A 19,381-nucleotide genomic window follows, 5' to 3' on the forward strand; every position below is an offset into this window, starting at 1 on the left:
GGCGTGTTCCACTCGAGAGCACGCCGTCGCCCGAACCGAGTTTCCGGCCACATCCCGGTGGACGCATCAACCGGCCTCAGCCCGGCTGACCAGCAGTCCCGAGGCTTTCAGCGCTTCGAGCTCCGCCTCCAGCTCGAGCTGGATGAGTTCCAGGTGGGTGAGGCGTATCTCCGTCCGGGAGCGCGTGGAATCCAGCAGTTCCAGCAGACTGCCTTTGCCGAGCCGGTAAGCCGCTTCGCCCATTTCCTCGAGGGCGGACAGCTTGGCGACGACGTCCCGTTCGAATTTCACCCGTGTTTCGCGCCGGCGCGCGAGGAGGCCGGTTGCGCGATCGAGCGCGACGTGGATTTGGGAGGTCACCAGCTCGCGGTCGAGGATGGCCGCCTGTTTTTCCGCCGCCGCCCTGGCCATGCCGCCCTGATTGCGGTCGAACAGAGGAATCTCGACGGAGACGCCGCCGAAGAAGGCGTGCCCGTACGGCTGTTCCGTGAACGCCGAGCCGAACTGGATCGAGGGAACCGGCCAGCGCTCGGCCTTGGCTTTTTCCAGGCGGGCAGCGGCCGCGATCTCGCCCCGGCGGACGGCCTCGATCTCGGGATTGATCCGTTCGGCATCCGCCCAGGATTTTTCCGGATCGGCCGGGACTCCCAGCGGTGCGAGGTTTCCCCTTGCCTCGGGCTTCCAGTCCGGCAACCCGAGCATCAAGCCCAGCTCCTCCACGGTTCCCTGCAGGTCGTTGCGGGCCGTTTCCAGCTTCGCCCGGACGTCCTTGGCTTCGATTTCCATGCGCAGGGTATCGTAGCGACTGGCGCCGCCGGACTCCTCCCGCCCCGCGACGAGCGCGGCCAGACGTTCCATCTTCGCGCTGGCCTCTTCCAGTACGGCGACGCGCTGCTGGCCGGCCAGCAGTTTGATGAACGTGCGCCACAGCTCGTGCACCAGGCTGGCGAATTCGGCCTGGACGGCGGCTTCCGTGGTTTGCACCTGTTTTTCCGCGGCCTCGACCCTGGCGCCGTGCTGCCCGGTGATGAGCACGGGGACTTCCAGCACCACCTCGCGTTGCACCTTGCCGTCGTACATCGTGTTGTTGGCGCTCAGCAGGCTGTAGTTCCCGAAATTGAGTCTTGGGTTCGGCAGCACGTCTGCTGCGGCGATCTCGGCTTTGGCTATCTCGATGGCTTGCCTCAAGGCGGCATAACGTGGACTGCGTTGCCTTGCGATTGCCAGCAGTTGCTGGATGGTCACGGTCTGCGGCAGGGATTCGGCGTTCGGACCGGCAAGGGCGGAGCCGTCGAGATTCAGTGTGAGAAACAACGGCAGCAGGCATTTCAATGGGCGGGAAACGCGGGCGTGACGGTTTTCCTGAATCATTCTTCGAGCATTTCATCGGCCGTTTCGGCCGAGACCAGGTGTTTCGGGGTGAGGAAGGAGTAGATCACCGGCAGGACGAACATCGCCACGAAGAACGTCGTGATCATCCCGCCGACGATGACCATGGCGAAGGGGCGCTGGGTTTCACTGCCGATGCCGGTGGACAGCGCCATGGGAAGCAGGCCGAGCATCGCCAGCAGTGAGGCCATGAGCACGGGACGCAGCCGATCGGTGACGCCGTCCAGGATCGCATCGCCTACCGCCATCCCTCGGCGTCGGCGTTCCTCGATGGCGCTCAGGACCAGCAGCCCCATGAGCGAAACCTGTCCCAGCAGAGCGATGAAACCTATGGCCGCGCTGACCGACAACGGGATGTCGGCAAGCAGCAGAACGAACACACCACCGGTCAGCGCGAAAGGAGTGGACAGCAGGATGGCGAATGCGCTTCGGGCCGACTGGAGCGCCCCGTAAAGGAGCGCGAGTACGATCAGCACCGCCAGCGGTACCACGACGCCCAGGCGCGACATGGCCCGCTGCTGGTTCTCGAATTCGCCGCCCCAGGCGATGAAATGTCCTTCCGGAAGCGGGACCTTCTGTTCCACCAGTCGCATCGCTTCATGGACGACCGAACCGAGATCGCGCCCTTCCACGTTGAACTTGAGCGCCAGGAACCGCCGGTTGGCCTCCCGGTCGATCGAGGCCCGGCCTCGTTCGATCCGAAGCTGGGCCAACTCCCTCAACGGCACGCGGGCGCCGGAGGGAGCAGGTATCATGAGATTGGCGATCTGTTCGGTGTCGCTGTGCTCGGCCTGGGGCAGGATCACTCGAACGGGTACCGGACGCTCGCCTTGCCAGAGTTCGGTTGCCACTCTTCCGGCCATCGCCGTTTCAATCGTGTCCTGTGCCGCGTCTACCGTGATGCCATGGCGAGCCAGGGCTGAACGGTCGAGGTTGATCTGGAACTGGGGCGCTTGGGAGTCCCGGTACAAATCCAGGTCGGTGATTCCTGGGACGTCCTTGAGCACCGTCTTTGCGTTTACCAGGGCAGCGCGCATTTTTTCCAGGTCGGAGCCATATATCTTGAGGACGACCTTGCCGCGGACGCCGCTGACGGCCTCCTCGACGTTGTCCCGGATGGGCTGGGAAAAATTGAACCGGACGCCGGGAATGGCCCCCAAGGCGTTCCGCATTTCCTCGATCAGGCGCTCTTTGTCCATGCCCTTGCGCCATTCCCCCTGAGGTTTGAGATGCACGAAGTTCCGGCCCATGTTGACGCCTTCGTTGTCCGTTCCGTCTTCCGAACGGCCCTGCTGGCTGAGAACGCCTTTCACCTCAGGGAAGCGGAGCAGCCGTTCGCGCGCGTCCAGGAGAATCTCCTGCCCCTTCGACAGCGCAATGCTGGACGGCATTTCCGCATAGATGTGGATGTCCCCCTCGTCCAGCTCCGGCAGGAATTCGCTGCCAAGCCGGGTCCCGCCGGCGCCGCCGGCGAACAGCAGCAAGAAAGCCACGGCCAGGGTTCCGCCACGGCGCTCCAGCGCCAGCTCCAGGACCTGTCCGAGAGACCGGCGGAGAGATGCCAGGAACGCCGGCTCCGCGATCATGGCGTGCCGGGGCCGGATGAAGGCGGCGCACAACGCCGGCACCAGGGTCAGCGCGAACACCAGGCCGCCGGCAAGAGCGAAGCTGTAGGTCAGGGCCAGGGGACGGAAGATACGGCCCTCGACACGCTCCAGCGTATATACCGGGATGAGTGCGGCGATGATGATCAGCATCGCGAAGCACGCCGGTTTGGCCACTTCGAGCGCTGCGGCGATGATCAACCGCAGCATGTCGGGCCGGTTTTCCGGACGGCGGCAGGTGGCAAAGTGGATCACGTTTTCCACCAGCACCACCGCGCCGTCGAGGATGATTCCGAAATCGATCGCCCCCATGGATATGAGATTGGCCGGGAGGCCGAGCTGATAGAGCCCGGCGAAGGCCGCGAGGAGGGACAACGGGATGACCAGGGCGACGATCAGTGAGCCGCGGATGCTGCGCAGAAACAGCCAGACCACCGCCACCACCAGCACAAACCCGTGCAGCAGGTTGTCGTAGACCGTGTGCAGGGTGTTGTCGACCAGTTCGGTCCGGTCGAGGAAGGGTTCTATCCTCATTCCGGCGGGAAGGATCCGGTGGTTCAGCTCCTCCACCTTGGCGTGGATGGCTTCCAGCACTTTCGACGGGTTCTGTCCCCGCCGCAGCAGCACGATGCCCTCCACGACCTCCTTCCGGTGGTCCATGCCCACGGTCCCCTGGCGGGGCGTGTGGGATTGGACCAGACGCGCGACGTCGCCGACGGTGACTGGCGTGCCGCCAGCGCTCTTGAGCACGATCCGTTTGACGTCCTCGGCCGAGGTGAGGTTGCCCACGCCTCTCACCAGCATCTGCTGGTCGCCATGACGCAGGAATCCCGCGCCCACGTTCCGGTTTGACCGGGCGATTGCCTGGTTGACGTCCTCCAGGGTCAGACCGAAGGACTCGAGCCGCACCGGATCGGTTTCGACGTGGAACTCTTTGTAATAGCCTCCGAAGGTCAGCACATCGGCGACGCCCTGGACCTGGCGCAGCGCGCGGGCCGCATTCCATTCCATTTCGGACCGCAGCTCGTAAAGCGTATGGCGGTCGCTCACCATCACGAACTTGTAGATTTCCCCCAGAGGGGTGTAGTCCGGGGCAAGCACGGGCGTGACGCCTTCCGGCACTTCGGCGCCGGCCATCCGCTCGGCAATCAGCGTTCTCGACCGGAAACTGTCGATTCCGTCCTGGAAGGTGAGGGTGATCAGGGAGAGACCGAACAGGCTTTGGCTGCGCATTTGCAGCATGTCGGGGGTGCCGTTCAGCACCCGCTCCAGTGGGATGGTGACCTGCCGCTCCACTTCTTCCGGCCCATATCCGGGCATCAGGCTGATGACGGTGACCTGGGTGTTGGTGACGTCCGGGTAGGCCTCGATCGGGGTCTCGAGGTAGGCGCGAACCCCGTACACGGCGATCGCCGCAGTGACCGTGATGGCCGCGAAACGCCGGTGCACGCAATGCTCGATCAGCGGCTTCAGCATGATCGCGTCCTCACAAGAGCATGGCGGCTTCGCCGTCCAGGAGCAGGGCGCCCTTCACCACCACGCGTTCACCGCCGGAGAGCCCTTCGAGGATGGGCGTCATGCCGGCCCGCGACTGCCCCACCCGTACCGGGCGGGCTTCGAAGATCCCCGGTTCCTGCTCCACGTAGACGAAGGTTTCCCGTCCGTCTTTGATCAGCACGGCCGAGGTAGGCAGGACGATCCGGCCGGACTTCGATACGGCGATCGATACTCTCGCGTACATGCCGGGCCTTAGCGGAACCGCGGGGTCGTCCGGCTCGATGAACACCGAGGCGCGCCGGAGTTCGTTTTGGATGGCGGCGCTCTCGCCCACCACATGGCCGGAAATGGCGTTCGGCAGCGAAGCGAGTTCGATCGATGCCTTGGCGCCGACCTCCACCAGCAGCAGGTCGTTTTCGAACACGTCGGCCACGATCCAGGCGGCGGAGGGTTCACCGAGGTCGAACAGCGGTGACCCCGGTCCCACCGCTGCGCCCACGGAGACATGGGCCTTCAGAACCACGCTGTCCATGGGCGCCCGGACGACGACCTCGCCCCCGCGGCCATCCCCGATGAGCTGGAGGAGGTCGCGGCTGCGCTCGTATTCGGTGAGGGCCTGGCGGTACTCGGTCTCGGCTTCCATCCGTTCGACCTCCAGGCCGACGCCGCGGCGAGCCATTTCCGCCTGGCGCCGGCGCCGGTCTTCGGCGCGTCTCAACTCGGCTTCGGCGCGGGAGAAATCCGAGCGCATCTGGGCCGCATCGGCGCTGACCAGCGTAGCCAGCGGCGCGCCCGCTCTGATACGTTCGCCGATCTGCGCATGCACCTGGGTGACACGGCCGGGGACGATCGTGCCTGCGGCCGAAACGGCTTTGGTGCGGAAGTCGACTTTGGCGGGCGCCGAAATCGAGGCGTCGAATGCTTCCGGATGGATTTCCTGGATGACGAGATAGGGCAGGGACTCCGGTCTCAGCGAAACCGTGGCCGGCCCGTGGCCTTTCCGGATCTCAGACGACGATGGCGGAACCGGCCGGGGACGGTCTATCGGCTCGATACCGTTTCGTTCACAGGCGGAAAGGCACAGCAGACCGAACAATGCGAGCCGGGATGGCAAAGGCATGGGAACTCTCGGGAAGCCTTGGGGTCGCCCATGCTATGCGCGGAAGCTTTCAGATACCTTTCAGCGACGGCCCTGGTCTTCCTCCGGTTGCCGCCCGAAAGCGATTTCGATGCGCGTGCCGCTGTCGAAACACGAGTGGGAGATATGCAGCCGGGCGCCGTGCAGGTCGGCGATTTCCTTGACGATGGCAAGGCCCAGGCCGCATCCGTCGCCGGGGCTTCCGGGGATACGGTAAAACCGCTCGATGACCTTGCCCGCTTCGGTCGGCTGAATGCCGGGGCCGTCGTCGTCGACGATCAGAGCCGTCCGTGGCGGGCCGTCGAGTTTCACGGCGACCTGGCCGCCGGATTTCCCGTAGCGGAGGGCGTTGTCCAGCAGGTTGTTGAGGAGTTCCCGCAGGAGAAGCGCGTTGCCGGCGATGAAGATGGCCTCATCCGGCGCCCGGAGCTCCAGTTCCATGTTCCGCTCCAGCGCCTTGGGCACCCAGTCCATGCAGCATTCGCGCACCAGCGCGCACAGGTCCACCGGCGTGAACTCCCGGCGGTCCTGCATCACTGCCTCCGAACGGGCCAGCACCAGCAGTTGGGTGCTGAGATGGGCGACCCGGTCGGCGGAGTTCTTGATGTGGATCAGAGCCGGCCTCATCGTCTCCGGGTCTTGCGCGCGCAGTGCCCGCTCTGCCTGGATCTTGAGGCCGGCCAACGGGGTGCGAAGCTGGTGGGCGGCGTTTTCGATGAAGCGCCTCTGGGTCGCCATCGACGCGGCAAGGCGTTGCAGGAGTTCGTTGATGGTGTGGGTGAGGGAGCGCACCTCGAGCGGAACATCGGTGTCCGGGATGGGATCGAGGTCCCGGGCGGACCGGCCGGCGATGATGCGTGCCAGGTTGCGCAGCGGGTGGAGCCCCCGGTTGACGCCCGTCCAGATGTGAATGCCGGTGACCAGCACCAGCAGGATCTGGGGCAGCACCACCGCGAGCAGAATCTCGCTCATCATGCCGCGGCGCTTGTTCAGGGTCTCCGCCACCGAAACCAGCACCTCTCCGGATGCCGCCGTCGGAACAGTCAGCACCGACACGATCCTGATCGGCTTGCCCCCGATTTCGCCGTCCGAAAAGTACGGAAGGTCCCGTTCCTCCGGCGGTATCGAGGGGCTGGGCAGGGCTTTGTCGCCTGCCATGAACCCACCGCCGAGCGACTCGACCTTGAAGAAAGTCTTGTCCATGTCGTCCCAGCGGAACATCTCGACGGCGATCGGCGGGAGGTCGAAAGTGATTTTGTCCTTCTGTCCCTTGACCTGCTGGGCGAGCGAGCGGGCGGAGTCCAGGAGCCAGCGGTCGTAGGCCATGTCCGCGTAGTGCAGGGCGACGAAATAGGACACCGCCGCGTCGAGCATCACGACGAAAGCCAGGGGCAAGGTCAACCGCAGCAAAAGCTGGGTCCGCAGGCTGTGCGGCTTATTCACCGGCGGGCCGTTCCAGCAGGTAGCCGAGGCCGCGCACCGTCCTGATGCGAATGCCGAGATCGTCGAGGCGGCGGCGCAGACGGTGCACGTAGACCTCGATCGCGTTGTCCGCCAGTTCATCCCCGCCGCTCGCCAGACGCAGGGCGATCCGGTCCTTGCTGACCACCCGGCCCGCCTGCAGCAGCAGCGCCTCCAGCACGCCATATTCGCGGGAAGGCAGCAGCATCGGTTCTCCGTTCACGTGAACCTGGCGGTCGAACGTATTGAGAACGAGCGGGCCGCAGACGATGTCGTGACCGAAGCCGCCGTGGCTGCGCCGGATCAGCGCCCGCACCCGCGCCTCCAGTTCCCTCAGCTCGAAAGGCTTGGTCATGTAATCGTCGGCGCCCAGCTCCAGACCGCCGATCCGGTCGTCCAGCCCGTCCCGGGCCGTCAGGATGAGGACCGGCACCGGCGATTTTCTGACCCGCAACTGCCTGAGGACTTCTTTCCCGTCGATGTCGGGCAGGCCGAGGTCGAGGATGACCAGATCGTAGTCCTGGGTGCGCAGGGCACTGTCGGCGTAGGTTCCCGTCGCGGCAACGGTGAGGTCGAAGCCATCCTCGGCCAGGCTGCGCGACAGGCCGTCGGCCAGGGTTTCGTCGTCTTCGACGAGCAGAATCCTCATCGGTTTTCACGTGGGTATGAAAGGTTCACGAAAGCTTCCTTCTCTAGACTTCGAAGGTTAACGACAAGCTTGGCACCGCGTAGGGCGATTCGTCGGGATCGCCGCAGTCTGCACGATATTTCCTCGAACCGGCAATCCGTGCCGTCAGAGGCCGGAATCCAACGGGGCCACGCCGAATGGGGTCAATCATGGGAACGCCGAATTCCACCGCGCCGTCGCGCAACGTCCGGCTCGATTTTTTCCGGGGCGTGGCGCTGATGATCATCTTCGTCAACCACATTCCCTTCAACCCCCTGTATTTTTATACCCCCTCCCGGTTCGGGTTCAGCGACGCCGCGGAAATCTTCGTCTTTCTCTCCGGGTTTGCCGCCGCCCTGGCTTACGGGCGATGTTTCGAGCGGGCGGGAATGTGGCTCGGGACGCTGCGCATCCTGTACCGCTGCGGTCAGATTTACCTCTCGCATCTCGCGCTGTTTTTCGCCCTGGCAGCGATCTGTGCGTTCGGCAATCAGTGGCTGGGCGGGGAGGATTACATCCATCGCCTGTACCTAGGGTATTTTTTCGAGAACACGTCCGAGGCGATCGCCGCGCTGTTCACTCTCCGCTACGTTCCCAATTTTTTCGACATCCTGCCGATGTATTTCGTGATCCTGCTCTGGGTGCCTCTGGTCTGGAGCTTGTCGCGGATACATGCCGCCCTGGCTCTGGGTGTTTCCCTGCTCGTTTACCTGGGAGCCTGGTATTTCGGGTGGGAGTTGCCGGCAGAGCCCGCCGGTGATCGCCCCTGGTTCTTCAATCCTTTCGCCTGGCAATTGCTGTTTTTCACCGGTTTCGGGCTCGGCGCCGGATGGCTTCCCGCGCCGCGTGCCGACCGCGGACTGACCCGGCTGTGCCTGGTTTTTGTGCTGATTGCCATTCCGCTCGGCCATGAGCCGACCTATCAAAGCGTCGCCTTCCTGGGCGCCCTGCGTGCCCACCTCGAGCCCTGGGTGGACAAAAGCCATCTGGGAGTGCTGCGTGTCGTGCATTTCCTGGCGCTGGCCCATCTGATGAACCGCGTTGTGTCCTGGAGACCCCATCGGCTGGAATGGTCCCTACCGCGCTGGATAGCGCGGATGGGCCGGCAGTCGCTGCCGGTGTTCCTGTTCTCCATGGCGCTTTCCTACCTCGCCGGGATGGCGCTGGACTGGAGCGGGCGCGAGGCGTTTGCCGTCGCCTGGGTGAACCTCACCGGATTGGGAACGATGCTGGCCGTGGCCGGGTTCCTGGAATGGCTGGATTCCAGACCCTGGAGCAACGGAAAGCCGGTCCCGGCCACGTGTCCACCGCGTCCGCGGCTCGCCGGCGCCGACGTCTGGGCCGGCGAGGCGGCCGTGATCTTCCTGGCCGCGACGCCCTTGCTGATCCTGGCGCCCGGAGCAGGGGATTCGGCTCGGGTGCCCCTGGTAGCCAGCGCCGGCCAGCCGGGCGAGACGGTTTACCCGTCGGCCGGAGAAGAACGGATCGAGTGGCAGGATGGGATCTGACGGAGCGTTTACCGGGACTACCACTACCGGAAGGTGAGCGGCATGCCGGCGGGGTCGGAACGGAACGGCGGCATCGCCTCGCCCCTTGCTGCCGGGATTACCAAGCCCGCGCCGCCCTGATCTTCGCCGTCACGCCTGCGAGGGCACGCACGGCTCTTGCTGAAAGATGTCTGACGCCGGTATCTTCCGATGAGAAATTGACTACCATACGTGGTTTTTGCGCGGTGTCTCGCCGCAAGTGGAGACTGCATGAATGCTTCGAGGATGATCCCGTTTCGAGCCGTGGCCGCGGCTGGGCTGACCGTGATGGCGCCGGCGGCATCGGCTGTGACCGATCTGTCCCGCTCGCTGGACCTGAGCGGCCATTTCGTCGGCTATCTGGCGTTGGCATTGTTCGGTGTCGCCTATGGCTTCGTGGTGCTCGAGGAGGTGCTGGAGTTACGCAAGTCCAAGCCCATGATGCTGGCTGCGGCGCTGATCTGGGTGGCCATCGCCGTCGTCTACAAGAAGGAGGGCATGTCCGACGTGGCCGAAGCGGCCATACGTCACGATGTGCTGGATTACGGCGAACTGCTGTTGTTCCTGATCGTTTCCATCGCCTATATCAACGCGATGGAGGAGCGTCGGGTGTTCGACAGCCTCAGATCCTGGCTGGTCAATCGGGGCTTTAGCTACCGTCAGCTGTTCTGGGTGACCGGCATACTGGCTTTCCTGATTTCCTCCGTCTCCAACAACATGACCACGGCCATGCTGATGTGCGCAGTGGTCATGGCGGTGGGCAGAGAGAATCCGAGATTCGTGGGTCTTTCCTGCGTCAACACGGTCGTGGCGGCGAATGCCGGCGGCGCCTTTTGCCCGTTCGGCGACATCACCACCCTGATGGTGTGGCAGAAAGGCATCGTCGAGTTCTGGACCTTCTTCAAGCTGTTCATCCCGTCGGTGGTGAATTTCGTCATTCCCGCCGGCTTGATGCATTTCGCCGTGCCGAAAGGGCATCCCGCCCCGATCCGGTCCAAGATCACCCTGCGCCGCGGCGCCAAGCGGATCGTACTGCTGTTCCTGCTGACCGTGCTGACCGCCGTCGGCTTTCAGAATGGACTGCAGCTGCCGGCGGCGGTCGGTATGATGGCGGGACTGACCTACCTGCAGTTGTTCGGCTATTTTCTCCATCTGACCCATCGCGACGAACCGGCGGTCGGTATCGATCCGCTAGCGGGCGAGGCGGTGACGGAGGAGGAGCCGGAAAGCACGTTCCGCTTCGACGTCTTCCATCACCTCGCCCGCATGGAATGGGATACCCTGCTGTTTTTCTACGGCGTGGTTCTGTGTGTGGGCGGGCTGAATTTCATCGGCTATCTCCATCACCTGTCCGATTTCCTTTATGGCGAGCTCGGCGCGACCTCGGCGAACACCCTCGTCGGCGTCATATCCGCGCTGGTCGACAACATCCCGGTGATGTTCGCGATCCTCTCGATGCATCCGGAGATGTCCACGGGCCAGTGGCTGCTGGTGACGCTCACCGCGGGTGTCGGCGGCAGCCTGCTTTCCGTGGGCTCCGCGGCGGGCGTGGCTCTGATGGGGCAGGCCAAGGGCGTCTATACTTTCGTCACCCACCTGAAATGGGCGCCGGCCATCCTTCTGGGCTATCTGGCGAGCATCGGAGCGCATTTCCTGCTCAACGCCGCCATGTTCTGACAGGGATCAGCGCCTGCCCGTTTCGGCATTCGGGCCCTGATTCGCAACCGTCCGGGAGCACCGCAGCATGAAGTCAGTCAAGGTTCCCACCGTTTCGGACCCGAGTCGCTCTGCTAACTGGCACGCTATGGAGACGGTGCAAGCTCTGGAGCGGCTCGAGGCCGATCTGGCGCACGGTCTGACCGAGCAGGAAGCTGCAAGGCGGCTCGAACGCCACGGTCCCAACCGTCTGGCTCCGAAAAAAGGCAAGCCGGTCTGGTTGCTTTTCCTGTCGCAGTTCAACCAGCCACTGGTTTATATCCTCCTGGCGGCCGGGGCGGTGACGGCAGCGTTGCAGGAATGGGTGGATTCCGCCGTCATCTTCGGTGTCGTAGCAGTCAATGCGGTGATGGGCTTCCTCCAGGAAACCAACGCCTTGAAAGCCATCGATGCCCTCGCCCGCAATCTGAGCGTCGATGCCACCGTGATCCGCAGCGGGACGAAGCGCACCGTGTCGGCGACGGAACTGGTACCGGGGGACATCGTCGCCTTGCATTCAGGGGACAAGGTGCCCGCCGATGTCCGCCTGATGCGTGCGCGGGAGCTGCAGATCGACGAGTCCGCCCTGACCGGGGAATCCGTCCCGGTCGAGAAGCAGACCGCAGCCCTGCCGGCCGATACCGTCCTGGCGGACCGCGCCAACATGGCCTATTCCACCACCCTGGTGACCTACGGCAGCGGTCTCGCGCTGGTCGTCGAAACCGGCGACCGCACGGAAATCGGCCGAATCAACCAGATGATCGCAACGGCCCGTATCCTCGAAACGCCGCTGACGCAAAAGATTTCCCATTTCAGCAAGCGCTTGATGTGGGTCATCCTGGGATTCGCCGCGGTCACTTTCCTGGTCGGCTGGCAGCGGGGCGAATCCGCGCTCGATATGTTCATGGCCTCGGTGGCCCTGGTCGTGGGCGCGATTCCCGAGGGTTTGCCGGCGGCTCTGACCATCACCCTGGCCATCGGCGTTTCCCGGATGGCGAAGCGCAACGCCATCATTCGCAAACTGCCTGCCGTGGAAACCCTGGGCAGCACCACGGTGATCTGCTCGGACAAGACCGGCACCCTGACTCAGAACCAGATGACCGTCGTTGCGGTGTATGCGGACGGCGAGCATTTCGAGGTCACCGGCAGCGGTTATGCGCCGGCGGGCGAGTTCCGGCAGGCGGGGACGGTGATCGATCCCCGTGGCCATGGGGCCTTGATGGAGTGTCTTCGGGCCGGCCTGCTGTGCAACGATGCCCGCCTGATCGAAGGCGTCGAGGGATGGAGCGTCGAGGGCGATCCCACCGAAGGGGCTCTGCTGGTTTCGGCGCGCAAGGCCGGACTGCACGAGCTTCACGCCGGCGAATCCCACCCGCGGCTCGATACGCTACCGTTCGAGTCCCAGCATCAGTTCATGGCGACCCTCCATCACGATCGGGCTGAGAACGCCCGCTACGTCTATCTGAAGGGTTCGGCGGAAAGCATCCTGAAACGCTGCGACGCCGCATTCGACCGTCACATGGGGGTCATGCCCCTCGACGCGACCGCCATTCATGCCGAGGTGGAAGCGATGGCCGCACAAGGGTTGCGCGTCTTGGCCTTCGCCCGGGGAGACCGGTGCGTGGGCGAAGACAGGGTGGTGCACCCTACGCTGCAGGGCGGTCTGGTTTTCCTCGGCCTGCAAGGCATGATCGACCCGCCTCGGCCGGAAGCGGTGGAGGCGATCGCTGCCTGTCAGCGGGCGGGGATTCGGGTCAAGATGATTACCGGCGATCACCCCGGTACGGCGAGCGCCATCGCGCGCCAGCTCGGCTTGGTGCGCGAGGGAAGGTTGCACCGGCTGTTCGGCGTCACCCTCCGGGGGCGGGTGCTCACGGGAGCGGAACTGCAGGGGCTCGACGAGGAAGCTTACCGCCGAGTGGTGGAGCACTGTGACATCTACGCCCGCGTCGCGCCGGAGCAGAAGCTCGACCTGGTGCGGGCCCTGCAGGCACGGGGGAATGTGGTCGCCATGACCGGCGACGGCGTCAACGATGCTCCGGCCTTGCGGCAGGCGGACATCGGCGTGGCGATGGGCAGGGCCGGCACCGAGGTGGCCAAGGAGGCCGCCGCGATGGTATTGACCGACGACAATTTCGCCACCATCGAGGCGGCGGTGGAGGAGGGGCGTGGTGTTTTCGACAATCTGATGAAGTTCATCACCTGGACACTGCCCACCAACGTCGGCGAAGGTCTGGTGATCACGGTCGCCGTGTTCGGCGGGGTCGCATTGCCCATCCTGCCGGTGCAGATACTCTGGATAAACATGAGCACGGCGGTGCTGCTCGGCCTGATGCTGGCCTTCGAGGCCAACGAGCCCGGCATCATGCACCGCCGTCCGCGCGACCCAAGACAACCCATTTTGACCCGCACCTTGCTGTTTCGAATCTTCGTGGTGGGTCTATTGCTGCTGGTGGGGGCGTTTGGCTTGTTCGAATGGGCGCTGGGGCGAGGTGACAGCCTCGAGACTGCCCGCACCACCGCCGTCGCCGTCTTCGTGTTCGGCGAGATGTTCTACCTGTTCAACTGCCGGTCGCTGGAATACTCGATGTTCCATGTGGGGGTGTTTTCCAATCCGCGGCTGCTTGTCGGCGTGCTCGCGATGGCCGCGCTGCAGCTTCTCTTCACCTACTGGCCTCCGATGAACCGGGCGTTTGCCAGCGCGCCCATCGGAGCGGTCGCGTGGGTCTTGGTCCTGGCCGTGAGTCTTGCGATCCATGCCGTGGTCGGGATCGAAAAATGGATGGGCCGCCGGTGGGCAAACCCATGAAATCCGTACTGCCCGAGACGGAAGAAGGTAGTCACAAGCGAGGCTGCTGCGCTTTGCGACCTACCAGTACATTTGAAGGCCGTTTCCGGAAATGACGGCCGCCTCATTCGCGCAGATCCTGCTTCTCCTGGGCACCACGGCGCTCGTGGTGGCCGTCTTCCAATGGCTGCGTGTTCCGTCGAGTCTGGCCTACCTGGTGGTGGGCGTCCTGCTCGGCCCGCATACCGGCGGACCCGTGATCGAGAACCCAGAGATTCACGGAGCCGCCGAATTCGGCATCGTCTTTCTGATGTTCACCATCGGCCTGAATCTTTCGTTGCCGCAGGTCCATGCCTTGCGGCATCTGGTGCTGGGCCTCGGTACGGGGCAGGTGGTGCTGACGACCCTGGTGGTCGGCGCCGCCGCCTTTGCCTTCGGTCTCTCTCCTGAAGCCGCGTTCGTGGTCGGAGCCGTGTTCGCTCAATCGTCCACGGCCATCATTGGCAAGCAGCTCGCGGAGCAGGGTGAAGAGTACAGCCGGCACGGACGGCTGGCGGTGGCCATGTCGGTGTTTCAGGACGTCACGGCAGTGCCCTTGATCGTCGTCGTGCCGGTACTCGCCGTTCCCAGCTTGAGGGTCCTGGGCGAGTCGCTGGCATGGGCGCTGGCCAAGGCCGTTCTGGCCTTCGTCCTGGTCTTCTTTGCCGGCCGCTGGCTGTTGCGCCCTCTTTTTCACGCGGTCGCATCCCGCCGCTCGGCCGAACTGTTCACCTTGACCGTGCTTCTGGTGTCGCTGGGAGCCGGGGGGCTCACTTACCAGCTGGGTCTGTCGGTGGCTTTCGGCGCGTTCCTGGTTGGCATGATGCTGGGGGAGACCGAATTTCGCCATCAGGTGGAATCCACCATCCGGCCTTTTCGGGACGTCTTGCTCGGATTGTTCTTCGTGAGTATTGGTATGTTGTTCGATCCCTCCCTGATGGAGGGAACATGGCAATGGGCTTTGGGCGGCGCATTCGTCCTGCTCGCGGCGAAAACCGTGCTGGTGGCGGTCCTCGTCCGGGCGACGGGAATCGATCTGGCCACAGCCTGGCGCGTCGGCCTGCTGGTGGCCGTCGGCGGTGAGTTCGGGTTCGCTCTGCTCGCCATTGCGCTCGATGCCGGAGTGATTTCGCAGCTGACAGGCCAAATCGTGCTCATGGCAGTGCTGCTCTCGATGATCACCGCGCCCTTCCTCATCCGGTACAACCGCGTTCTGGTGGAAGGCTGGTTCCGTCCGCCGCCGGGTGAAGAAGGCGCACTTTCGGCCGGGCCGGGAGTCGCCGGATCTCCGCATGACCACGTCATCATCTGCGGATACGGGCGCATCGGACAAAATATCGGTCGATTCCTGGAGGAAGAGCGGATTCCTTACGTCGCACTCGACCTTGACCCGCAGCGGGTCAAGGAAGCACGGATCGCCTGTGAACCCGTTTATTACGGCGATTCTTCGGAACGCGACATGCTGGAGGCGGTCGGGATCGGCAAGGCCAGGTTGGTCGTCGTGAGTCACGAAGACCTTGCCGCGGCCCACAAGGTCCTGCATCACGCCGCTGCCCTACGGCCCGGGCTGCCCGTCATGGTGCGCACCCGGGACGAAAGCCATGTGGAGGAGCTGCGCCGCGCGGGGGCGGCGGAAGTCGTGCCGGAAACGCTGGAAGCCGGTCTGATGATCGCCTCCCAGGCGCTGCTGCTGCTGAACGTCCCGCTTTCGCGCGTGGCTCGCCGTATCCGGGAGCAGCGTCTCAACCGCTATCTCTTGCTGAGGGAGTTTTTCCGGGGCGACGAGACGTTTTCCGATGATGTCCAGTCTCAGGACGGCGACCGGCTGCGTGCGGTGCCGCTGCCTCCCGGCTGCAGAGTGGCCGGATGCACGCTTGCGGAACTGGCGCTCGAAAATGTGGTCGTCACCGCGTTGGTCCGCCACGGGGTCCGGGAACTCGCGCCGGCACCTGAAACGCGTCTCGCGGAGGGCGATGCGGTAGTCCTGTTCGGGGCCGTCTCGGATTTGGACAAGGCGGAGCGCCGCTTGCTGGGCTGATCCGTTTTTTGGCGCCGCCGACCGAAGGCGGGGTTCGACGAGCGCGGAGTCGTCCGCGGGGAGGATACGGGGATGAAACGCATCAAAACAGTGCTGGCTGCCACGGATCTTTCCGCTCCCGCCCGACATGCCGCCATGCGCGCGGCTCTGCTGGCGGGTCAGACCGATGCCAAGCTGGGTTTGCTTCACGTCGTGGACCTGCAGTTGATGGAGCATCTGCGGAGCTTTGCCGGACGCTCGGGAGAAGCCGCGGAGCGGCGGTTGATCGGCGAAGCCATGAAGGAACTCGAGCGGCTCGCGACCGATATGACGCATCGGTGGGGGAGCGCCGTCGAAGTGCGTCTGGTGGTGGGTGCCGTGTTGAAGGAGATCGTCGCCCACGCGGATACCCTTGACGCCGATCTTCTCGTGATGGGTGCGCGCGGCGCCGGCTTCGTTCGGGAGCTGCTGCTGGGTTCCACAACCGAGCGGGTCCTGCGGTTGATCACGCGGCCGGTTCTGATGGTCAAGCAGATCCCGCATGGTCCCTATCAAAGGGTTCTGGTGGCCGTGGACTTTTCCGAACGCTCGGTAGCCGCTTTGCGGCTTGCGCGCCTGGTTGCGCCCGAGGCTCACTTTGTCGTGCTGAACGCGTTTCAGCCCCCGCTCGAAAACAAGCTGCGCCAAGGCGGGGCGGATGAGTTCGAGATCATGGAGCTGCGCGATGCGGCCCGCAGGGATGCCGATGCGCGGATGGATGAGGTGATGGCCCATGCCGGCTTCCCCGCCGAACGGCTCACGCGTCTGGTGCTTCCCGGCCCGGCGCTCGACTGCGTACTGGAGCAGGAGCAGGAGCAGGATTGCGACCTCATCGTCGTTGGGAAGCATGGTTATGGGTGGATTGAAGAAATGCTGCTGGGTAGTCTGACGAAGCATCTGCTGGCGCTTTCGAGTTGCGACGTGCTGGTCGCAAGCCAGTCGAGGGCCTGATTGGCGGATGCGTCTCCAGCGAAGGTGCCGCGTAGGGGCGGATCTTCGTCATCAACTGCTCCGCCGTGACCGGCTCGAACCAGCCCATCGGATAACCCGCCGCGGCCAGCGCGCCGGCCAGCCAGCCATTGCAGGTGTGGAAAATGTGGAATTTGGCGTTGGCCGGGTAGAACCGCCCGTCTTCATGGTGTTCCGGACCGACGGGCGACGCCCGCGGGGAGCCGTTTCTGGCGAAGCTGCGGTCGACGTAGCCGGCCAATCCGGCAAACGGCCGCGGCGCAAGGTCGAGCCGTATCCATTCATAACCGGCGTAACGCGCCGCGATGTCCCCCTCGATGCCGGCCACGTGCAGCACGCTGGCCGTAGGCCAGAAGGCTGCTTTCAGGGTCAGCCACAGGCCGGGATCGCCGGACTGGTAATAGTCCCAGTCGCCCCAGCCCAGCTCCAGGTAGTCGGCCTCGGGAAAATCAGAGCTCTCCGGAATGAACCCGGCGGGAATGTCCGCTTTCCGCAGGATGAGGCCGGCATGTTTGCCTTCGTTGACGATATAGATCGAGGCGTGGGGTTCGCCAGGTACAGGCGCCGGGCTTGGGGTTCCCGGCCCCGCACAGGCGGAGCACAGCCACAGCATGCAAGGCAGCAGCCGGGCGAGCGGAGTCATCGCGCCAGAAAATCGCCGACCGTTTGAAACCGGCGGCTCCGGATCGGCCGGACGCTGCGGGCGTCCGCGGGAACTGCCGGAACGCCGGGGGTTGCCGCACGATGCCGCAGATAGAGGTTTCCAGATCGGAGACCGAATCCTTGCCATGGGCCAAAGCTCCGATTGAAAGCATACTCGCAACGAACCAAAACGGCGCAAACTTGCGAGGCCAAACCATGTCGTTTTGTCCTCAATGTAATACCATTCGATCCAACGGCAAGCAGCTCAAGTTTGCAGCGAGTTTATGAAATGGGTACATACTATCATGCGATCAGAAAATCGAGACCCGTTTATGAGGGGTCGATCTACTTATATGTCAAGCGCCGAACTATGGCCAATGTATCGCCAAGTTACCAATTTCGTGGCGGATGGCATTCCTTGACTGAGCCGCTCACGTCAAGGCCCGCCATCAGGAGTCCGTCCTCCGTCACGCCATAGAAACAATATAGTCCGTCGCCGCATCGAGTGTTTGCTTCATGTGCCGGTCTCACATCATTGCAGTAGTCGGATTTTACATCATTGCATATGATGACTTTCTCAAAGCCGGCTTCGAATGCTGCAGGTTTCCAGCTTTTCGAGCGATTAAGACGCTCAAACCCCATGCCTTGCTGCACGCCATAACGGATGGAAATCATATCTACAGAAGCTCCGACTTCCTCGTCATTACTAAAAAATACTAAACCGTTATATTGGTGTGGGGGTAAGGGCGTTGATTCCAGCAGCGCTGTCTTCCAATAATTTGTTATCGTCGAGTACCAAGCCAAAGCGGACTCATTCTGTTTGGCGAACGAAAATGTCAGCAACACGGCAAGTGGAGATAGCCATAGCCACCTGGTTCCTTCCGAGCTGGATGCCATGAAGGCCAAGCAAATTATTCCTGACCATGTCGCCATCGCAGTCCTCGTGGAGTATATTATCCCAGTTGGCAAAATTATGACGTAATGTGCTGCGATGATGGCCAATGAAATGATGGCTGTAATATTGTGGCGCTTGTTCTTGTTCCACAAAAACTGAATGGCCATGGCGGCCAGTAGAATCCATGTTCGTATATAGTCAGAGAATATGTTCTGAATATGTGATAAGAAATAGGTGGCTGATCTGTCTATGTTTTCAGCGATATCTTTGACGCTATGTACAAAATGCGGCTGTCGCCATTCCGCTAGTTCCAGCCCCAATTGGCCAGTCGCCAGACAAAGTATCGACAGCATGGAAAAATAGCCTAATGCAAAACCACAACCCCATGCCGACAATATTCTGAACAATGTGGTATTTGCGTCATCCTTTGATTCTCCTTCGTCAGCAAGGTTCAAATGGAGAAGTGGCAGAATGTAGTAAATATTGCTGAGGGTGCCAAAGCACAATACGCCGAACAGCATATAGAACTTCCATATGCCGAGACGGCTGGCGATTAGCGCAGCGAAAGCCAGAAGCAAATATGCCGGCAGTGATGTCGCAGGCCATAAAATCTGCAAATAAAGTGGATATATCTGGAGACATAATAAAGACAACAGAAGTGAGTACAACGGAACACGACTCTGTTGGTAAGCGGCAACAACCCAGAAAACACCAAATGAGCAACATATTGCCAGGGTTGCCATCCAGCCTGGAACCATTTTTAGCCATTCAAAAAGTATATAATTAAGCCACCGCCCGTCCGATCTGAGCTGGTATGTGTAGTCGTCTAGATAGTAAAGGTCGTCGTGGCGGTAGACGGTTATCGTAGACAGCTCACTGACGGTGCCGATCGAAAAACATGCCGATACTATTACCAACAGGCAGCCGTACGACCACTCGAGCCTTTTTCTCCGTTCTGTAGGGAGGGCAGATATGGGATTCAAATTCATCGGAGTGAGCGGTGGTGCCGCAAGCG

The 19,381-nt window shown here is 62.9% G+C and carries 11 protein-coding genes and 1 pseudogene; 5 read left to right on the forward strand and 7 right to left on the reverse strand.

Annotated elements, in window-relative coordinates; genetic code table 11:
* Window positions 1-66 precede the first annotated feature (66 nt).
* From ACSHWJ_RS00130 to ACSHWJ_RS00150, 5 genes are read right to left on the reverse strand one after another with little or no spacing between them, the layout of a single operon-like run.
* Window positions 67-1,371 (reverse strand): TolC family protein, encoded by a 1,305-nt coding sequence (locus ACSHWJ_RS00130; protein WP_432539112.1) that lies wholly within the window; start codon window positions 1,369-1,371, stop codon window positions 67-69.
* A complete protein-coding gene (locus ACSHWJ_RS00135) occupies window positions 1,368-4,469 on the reverse strand; it encodes an efflux RND transporter permease subunit (RefSeq protein ID WP_432539113.1) in 3,102 nt (1,033 codons plus the stop codon). Before ACSHWJ_RS00135 ends, ACSHWJ_RS00130 begins: the two co-directional genes overlap by 4 nt.
* Before the next feature lie 10 nt (window positions 4,470-4,479).
* Complete coding sequence (locus ACSHWJ_RS00140; RefSeq protein WP_432539114.1) at window positions 4,480-5,610, reverse strand: efflux RND transporter periplasmic adaptor subunit; 1,131 nt, start codon at window positions 5,608-5,610, stop codon at window positions 4,480-4,482.
* A gap of 60 nt (window positions 5,611-5,670) precedes the next feature.
* Complete coding sequence (locus ACSHWJ_RS00145) at window positions 5,671-7,071, reverse strand: sensor histidine kinase (RefSeq protein ID WP_218800202.1); 1,401 nt, start codon at window positions 7,069-7,071, stop codon at window positions 5,671-5,673.
* Window positions 7,064-7,738, reverse strand: a complete 675-nt coding sequence (locus ACSHWJ_RS00150) for a response regulator (protein ID WP_010961018.1) — start codon at window positions 7,736-7,738, stop codon at window positions 7,064-7,066. The genes ACSHWJ_RS00145 and ACSHWJ_RS00150 overlap by 8 nt, the downstream gene beginning before the upstream one ends.
* A 188-nt stretch (window positions 7,739-7,926) precedes the next feature.
* On the opposite strand from ACSHWJ_RS00150, the gene ACSHWJ_RS00155 reads away from it, so the two are divergent.
* From ACSHWJ_RS00155 to ACSHWJ_RS00175, 5 genes are all read left to right on the forward strand, one after another.
* A complete protein-coding gene (locus ACSHWJ_RS00155) occupies window positions 7,927-9,264 on the forward strand; it encodes an OpgC family protein (RefSeq protein WP_432539115.1) in 1,338 nt (445 codons plus the stop codon).
* A 249-nt stretch (window positions 9,265-9,513) separates the two neighbouring features.
* Window positions 9,514-10,959, forward strand: a complete 1,446-nt coding sequence (gene nhaD / locus ACSHWJ_RS00160; RefSeq protein ID WP_218797856.1) for a sodium:proton antiporter NhaD — start codon at window positions 9,514-9,516, stop codon at window positions 10,957-10,959.
* A 67-nt stretch (window positions 10,960-11,026) separates the two neighbouring features.
* The gene (locus ACSHWJ_RS00165; RefSeq protein ID WP_282213329.1) at window positions 11,027-13,786 is read left to right on the forward strand and encodes a cation-transporting P-type ATPase; all 2,760 of its coding nucleotides are present in this window, start codon (window positions 11,027-11,029) and stop codon (window positions 13,784-13,786) included.
* A gap of 91 nt (window positions 13,787-13,877) precedes the next feature.
* Window positions 13,878-15,842, forward strand: coding sequence for a monovalent cation:proton antiporter family protein (locus tag ACSHWJ_RS00170; RefSeq protein WP_010961014.1), 1,965 nt, complete (start codon window positions 13,878-13,880; stop codon window positions 15,840-15,842).
* A 72-nt stretch (window positions 15,843-15,914) separates the two neighbouring features.
* Entirely contained in the window at window positions 15,915-16,811 is an 897-nt protein-coding gene (locus ACSHWJ_RS00175) for a universal stress protein (RefSeq protein ID WP_218797853.1), read from the forward strand.
* Between the two features lie 79 nt (window positions 16,812-16,890).
* Here the strand turns inward: ACSHWJ_RS00175 and ACSHWJ_RS00180 are convergent.
* Window positions 16,891-17,619 (reverse strand): annotated as a pseudogene (locus ACSHWJ_RS00180) (DUF2459 domain-containing protein); the annotation flags it as partial.
* A 242-nt stretch (window positions 17,620-17,861) separates the two neighbouring features.
* Entirely contained in the window at window positions 17,862-19,109 is a 1,248-nt protein-coding gene (locus ACSHWJ_RS00185; protein WP_432539116.1) for a hypothetical protein, read from the reverse strand.
* Between the last annotated feature and the right edge of the window lie 272 nt (window positions 19,110-19,381).

Source organism: Methylococcus sp. S1M, assembly GCF_051295855.1.
Taxonomy (GTDB): domain Bacteria; phylum Pseudomonadota; class Gammaproteobacteria; order Methylococcales; family Methylococcaceae; genus Methylococcus; species Methylococcus capsulatus.

Excerpts from the sequence above, each read along its gene's own strand:
- ACSHWJ_RS00175 (WP_218797853.1), top strand. The coding sequence starts at position 15,915 with ATGAAACGCATCAAAACAGTGCTGGCTGCCACGGATCTTTCCGCTCCC.
- ACSHWJ_RS00165 (WP_282213329.1), top strand. The coding sequence starts at position 11,027 with ATGAAGTCAGTCAAGGTTCCCACCGTTTCGGACCCGAGTCGCTCTGCT.
- ACSHWJ_RS00185 (WP_432539116.1), bottom strand. The coding sequence starts at position 19,109 with ATGGCAACCCTGGCAATATGTTGCTCATTTGGTGTTTTCTGGGTTGTT.
- ACSHWJ_RS00140 (WP_432539114.1), bottom strand. The coding sequence starts at position 5,610 with ATGCCTTTGCCATCCCGGCTCGCATTGTTCGGTCTGCTGTGCCTTTCC.
- ACSHWJ_RS00150 (WP_010961018.1), bottom strand. The coding sequence starts at position 7,738 with ATGAGGATTCTGCTCGTCGAAGACGACGAAACCCTGGCCGACGGCCTG.
- ACSHWJ_RS00135 (WP_432539113.1), bottom strand. The coding sequence starts at position 4,469 with ATGCTGAAGCCGCTGATCGAGCATTGCGTGCACCGGCGTTTCGCGGCC.
- ACSHWJ_RS00170 (WP_010961014.1), top strand. The coding sequence starts at position 13,878 with ATGACGGCCGCCTCATTCGCGCAGATCCTGCTTCTCCTGGGCACCACG.
- nhaD (WP_218797856.1), top strand. The coding sequence starts at position 9,514 with ATGAATGCTTCGAGGATGATCCCGTTTCGAGCCGTGGCCGCGGCTGGG.
- ACSHWJ_RS00130 (WP_432539112.1), bottom strand. The coding sequence starts at position 1,371 with ATGATTCAGGAAAACCGTCACGCCCGCGTTTCCCGCCCATTGAAATGC.
- ACSHWJ_RS00155 (WP_432539115.1), top strand. The coding sequence starts at position 7,927 with ATGGGAACGCCGAATTCCACCGCGCCGTCGCGCAACGTCCGGCTCGAT.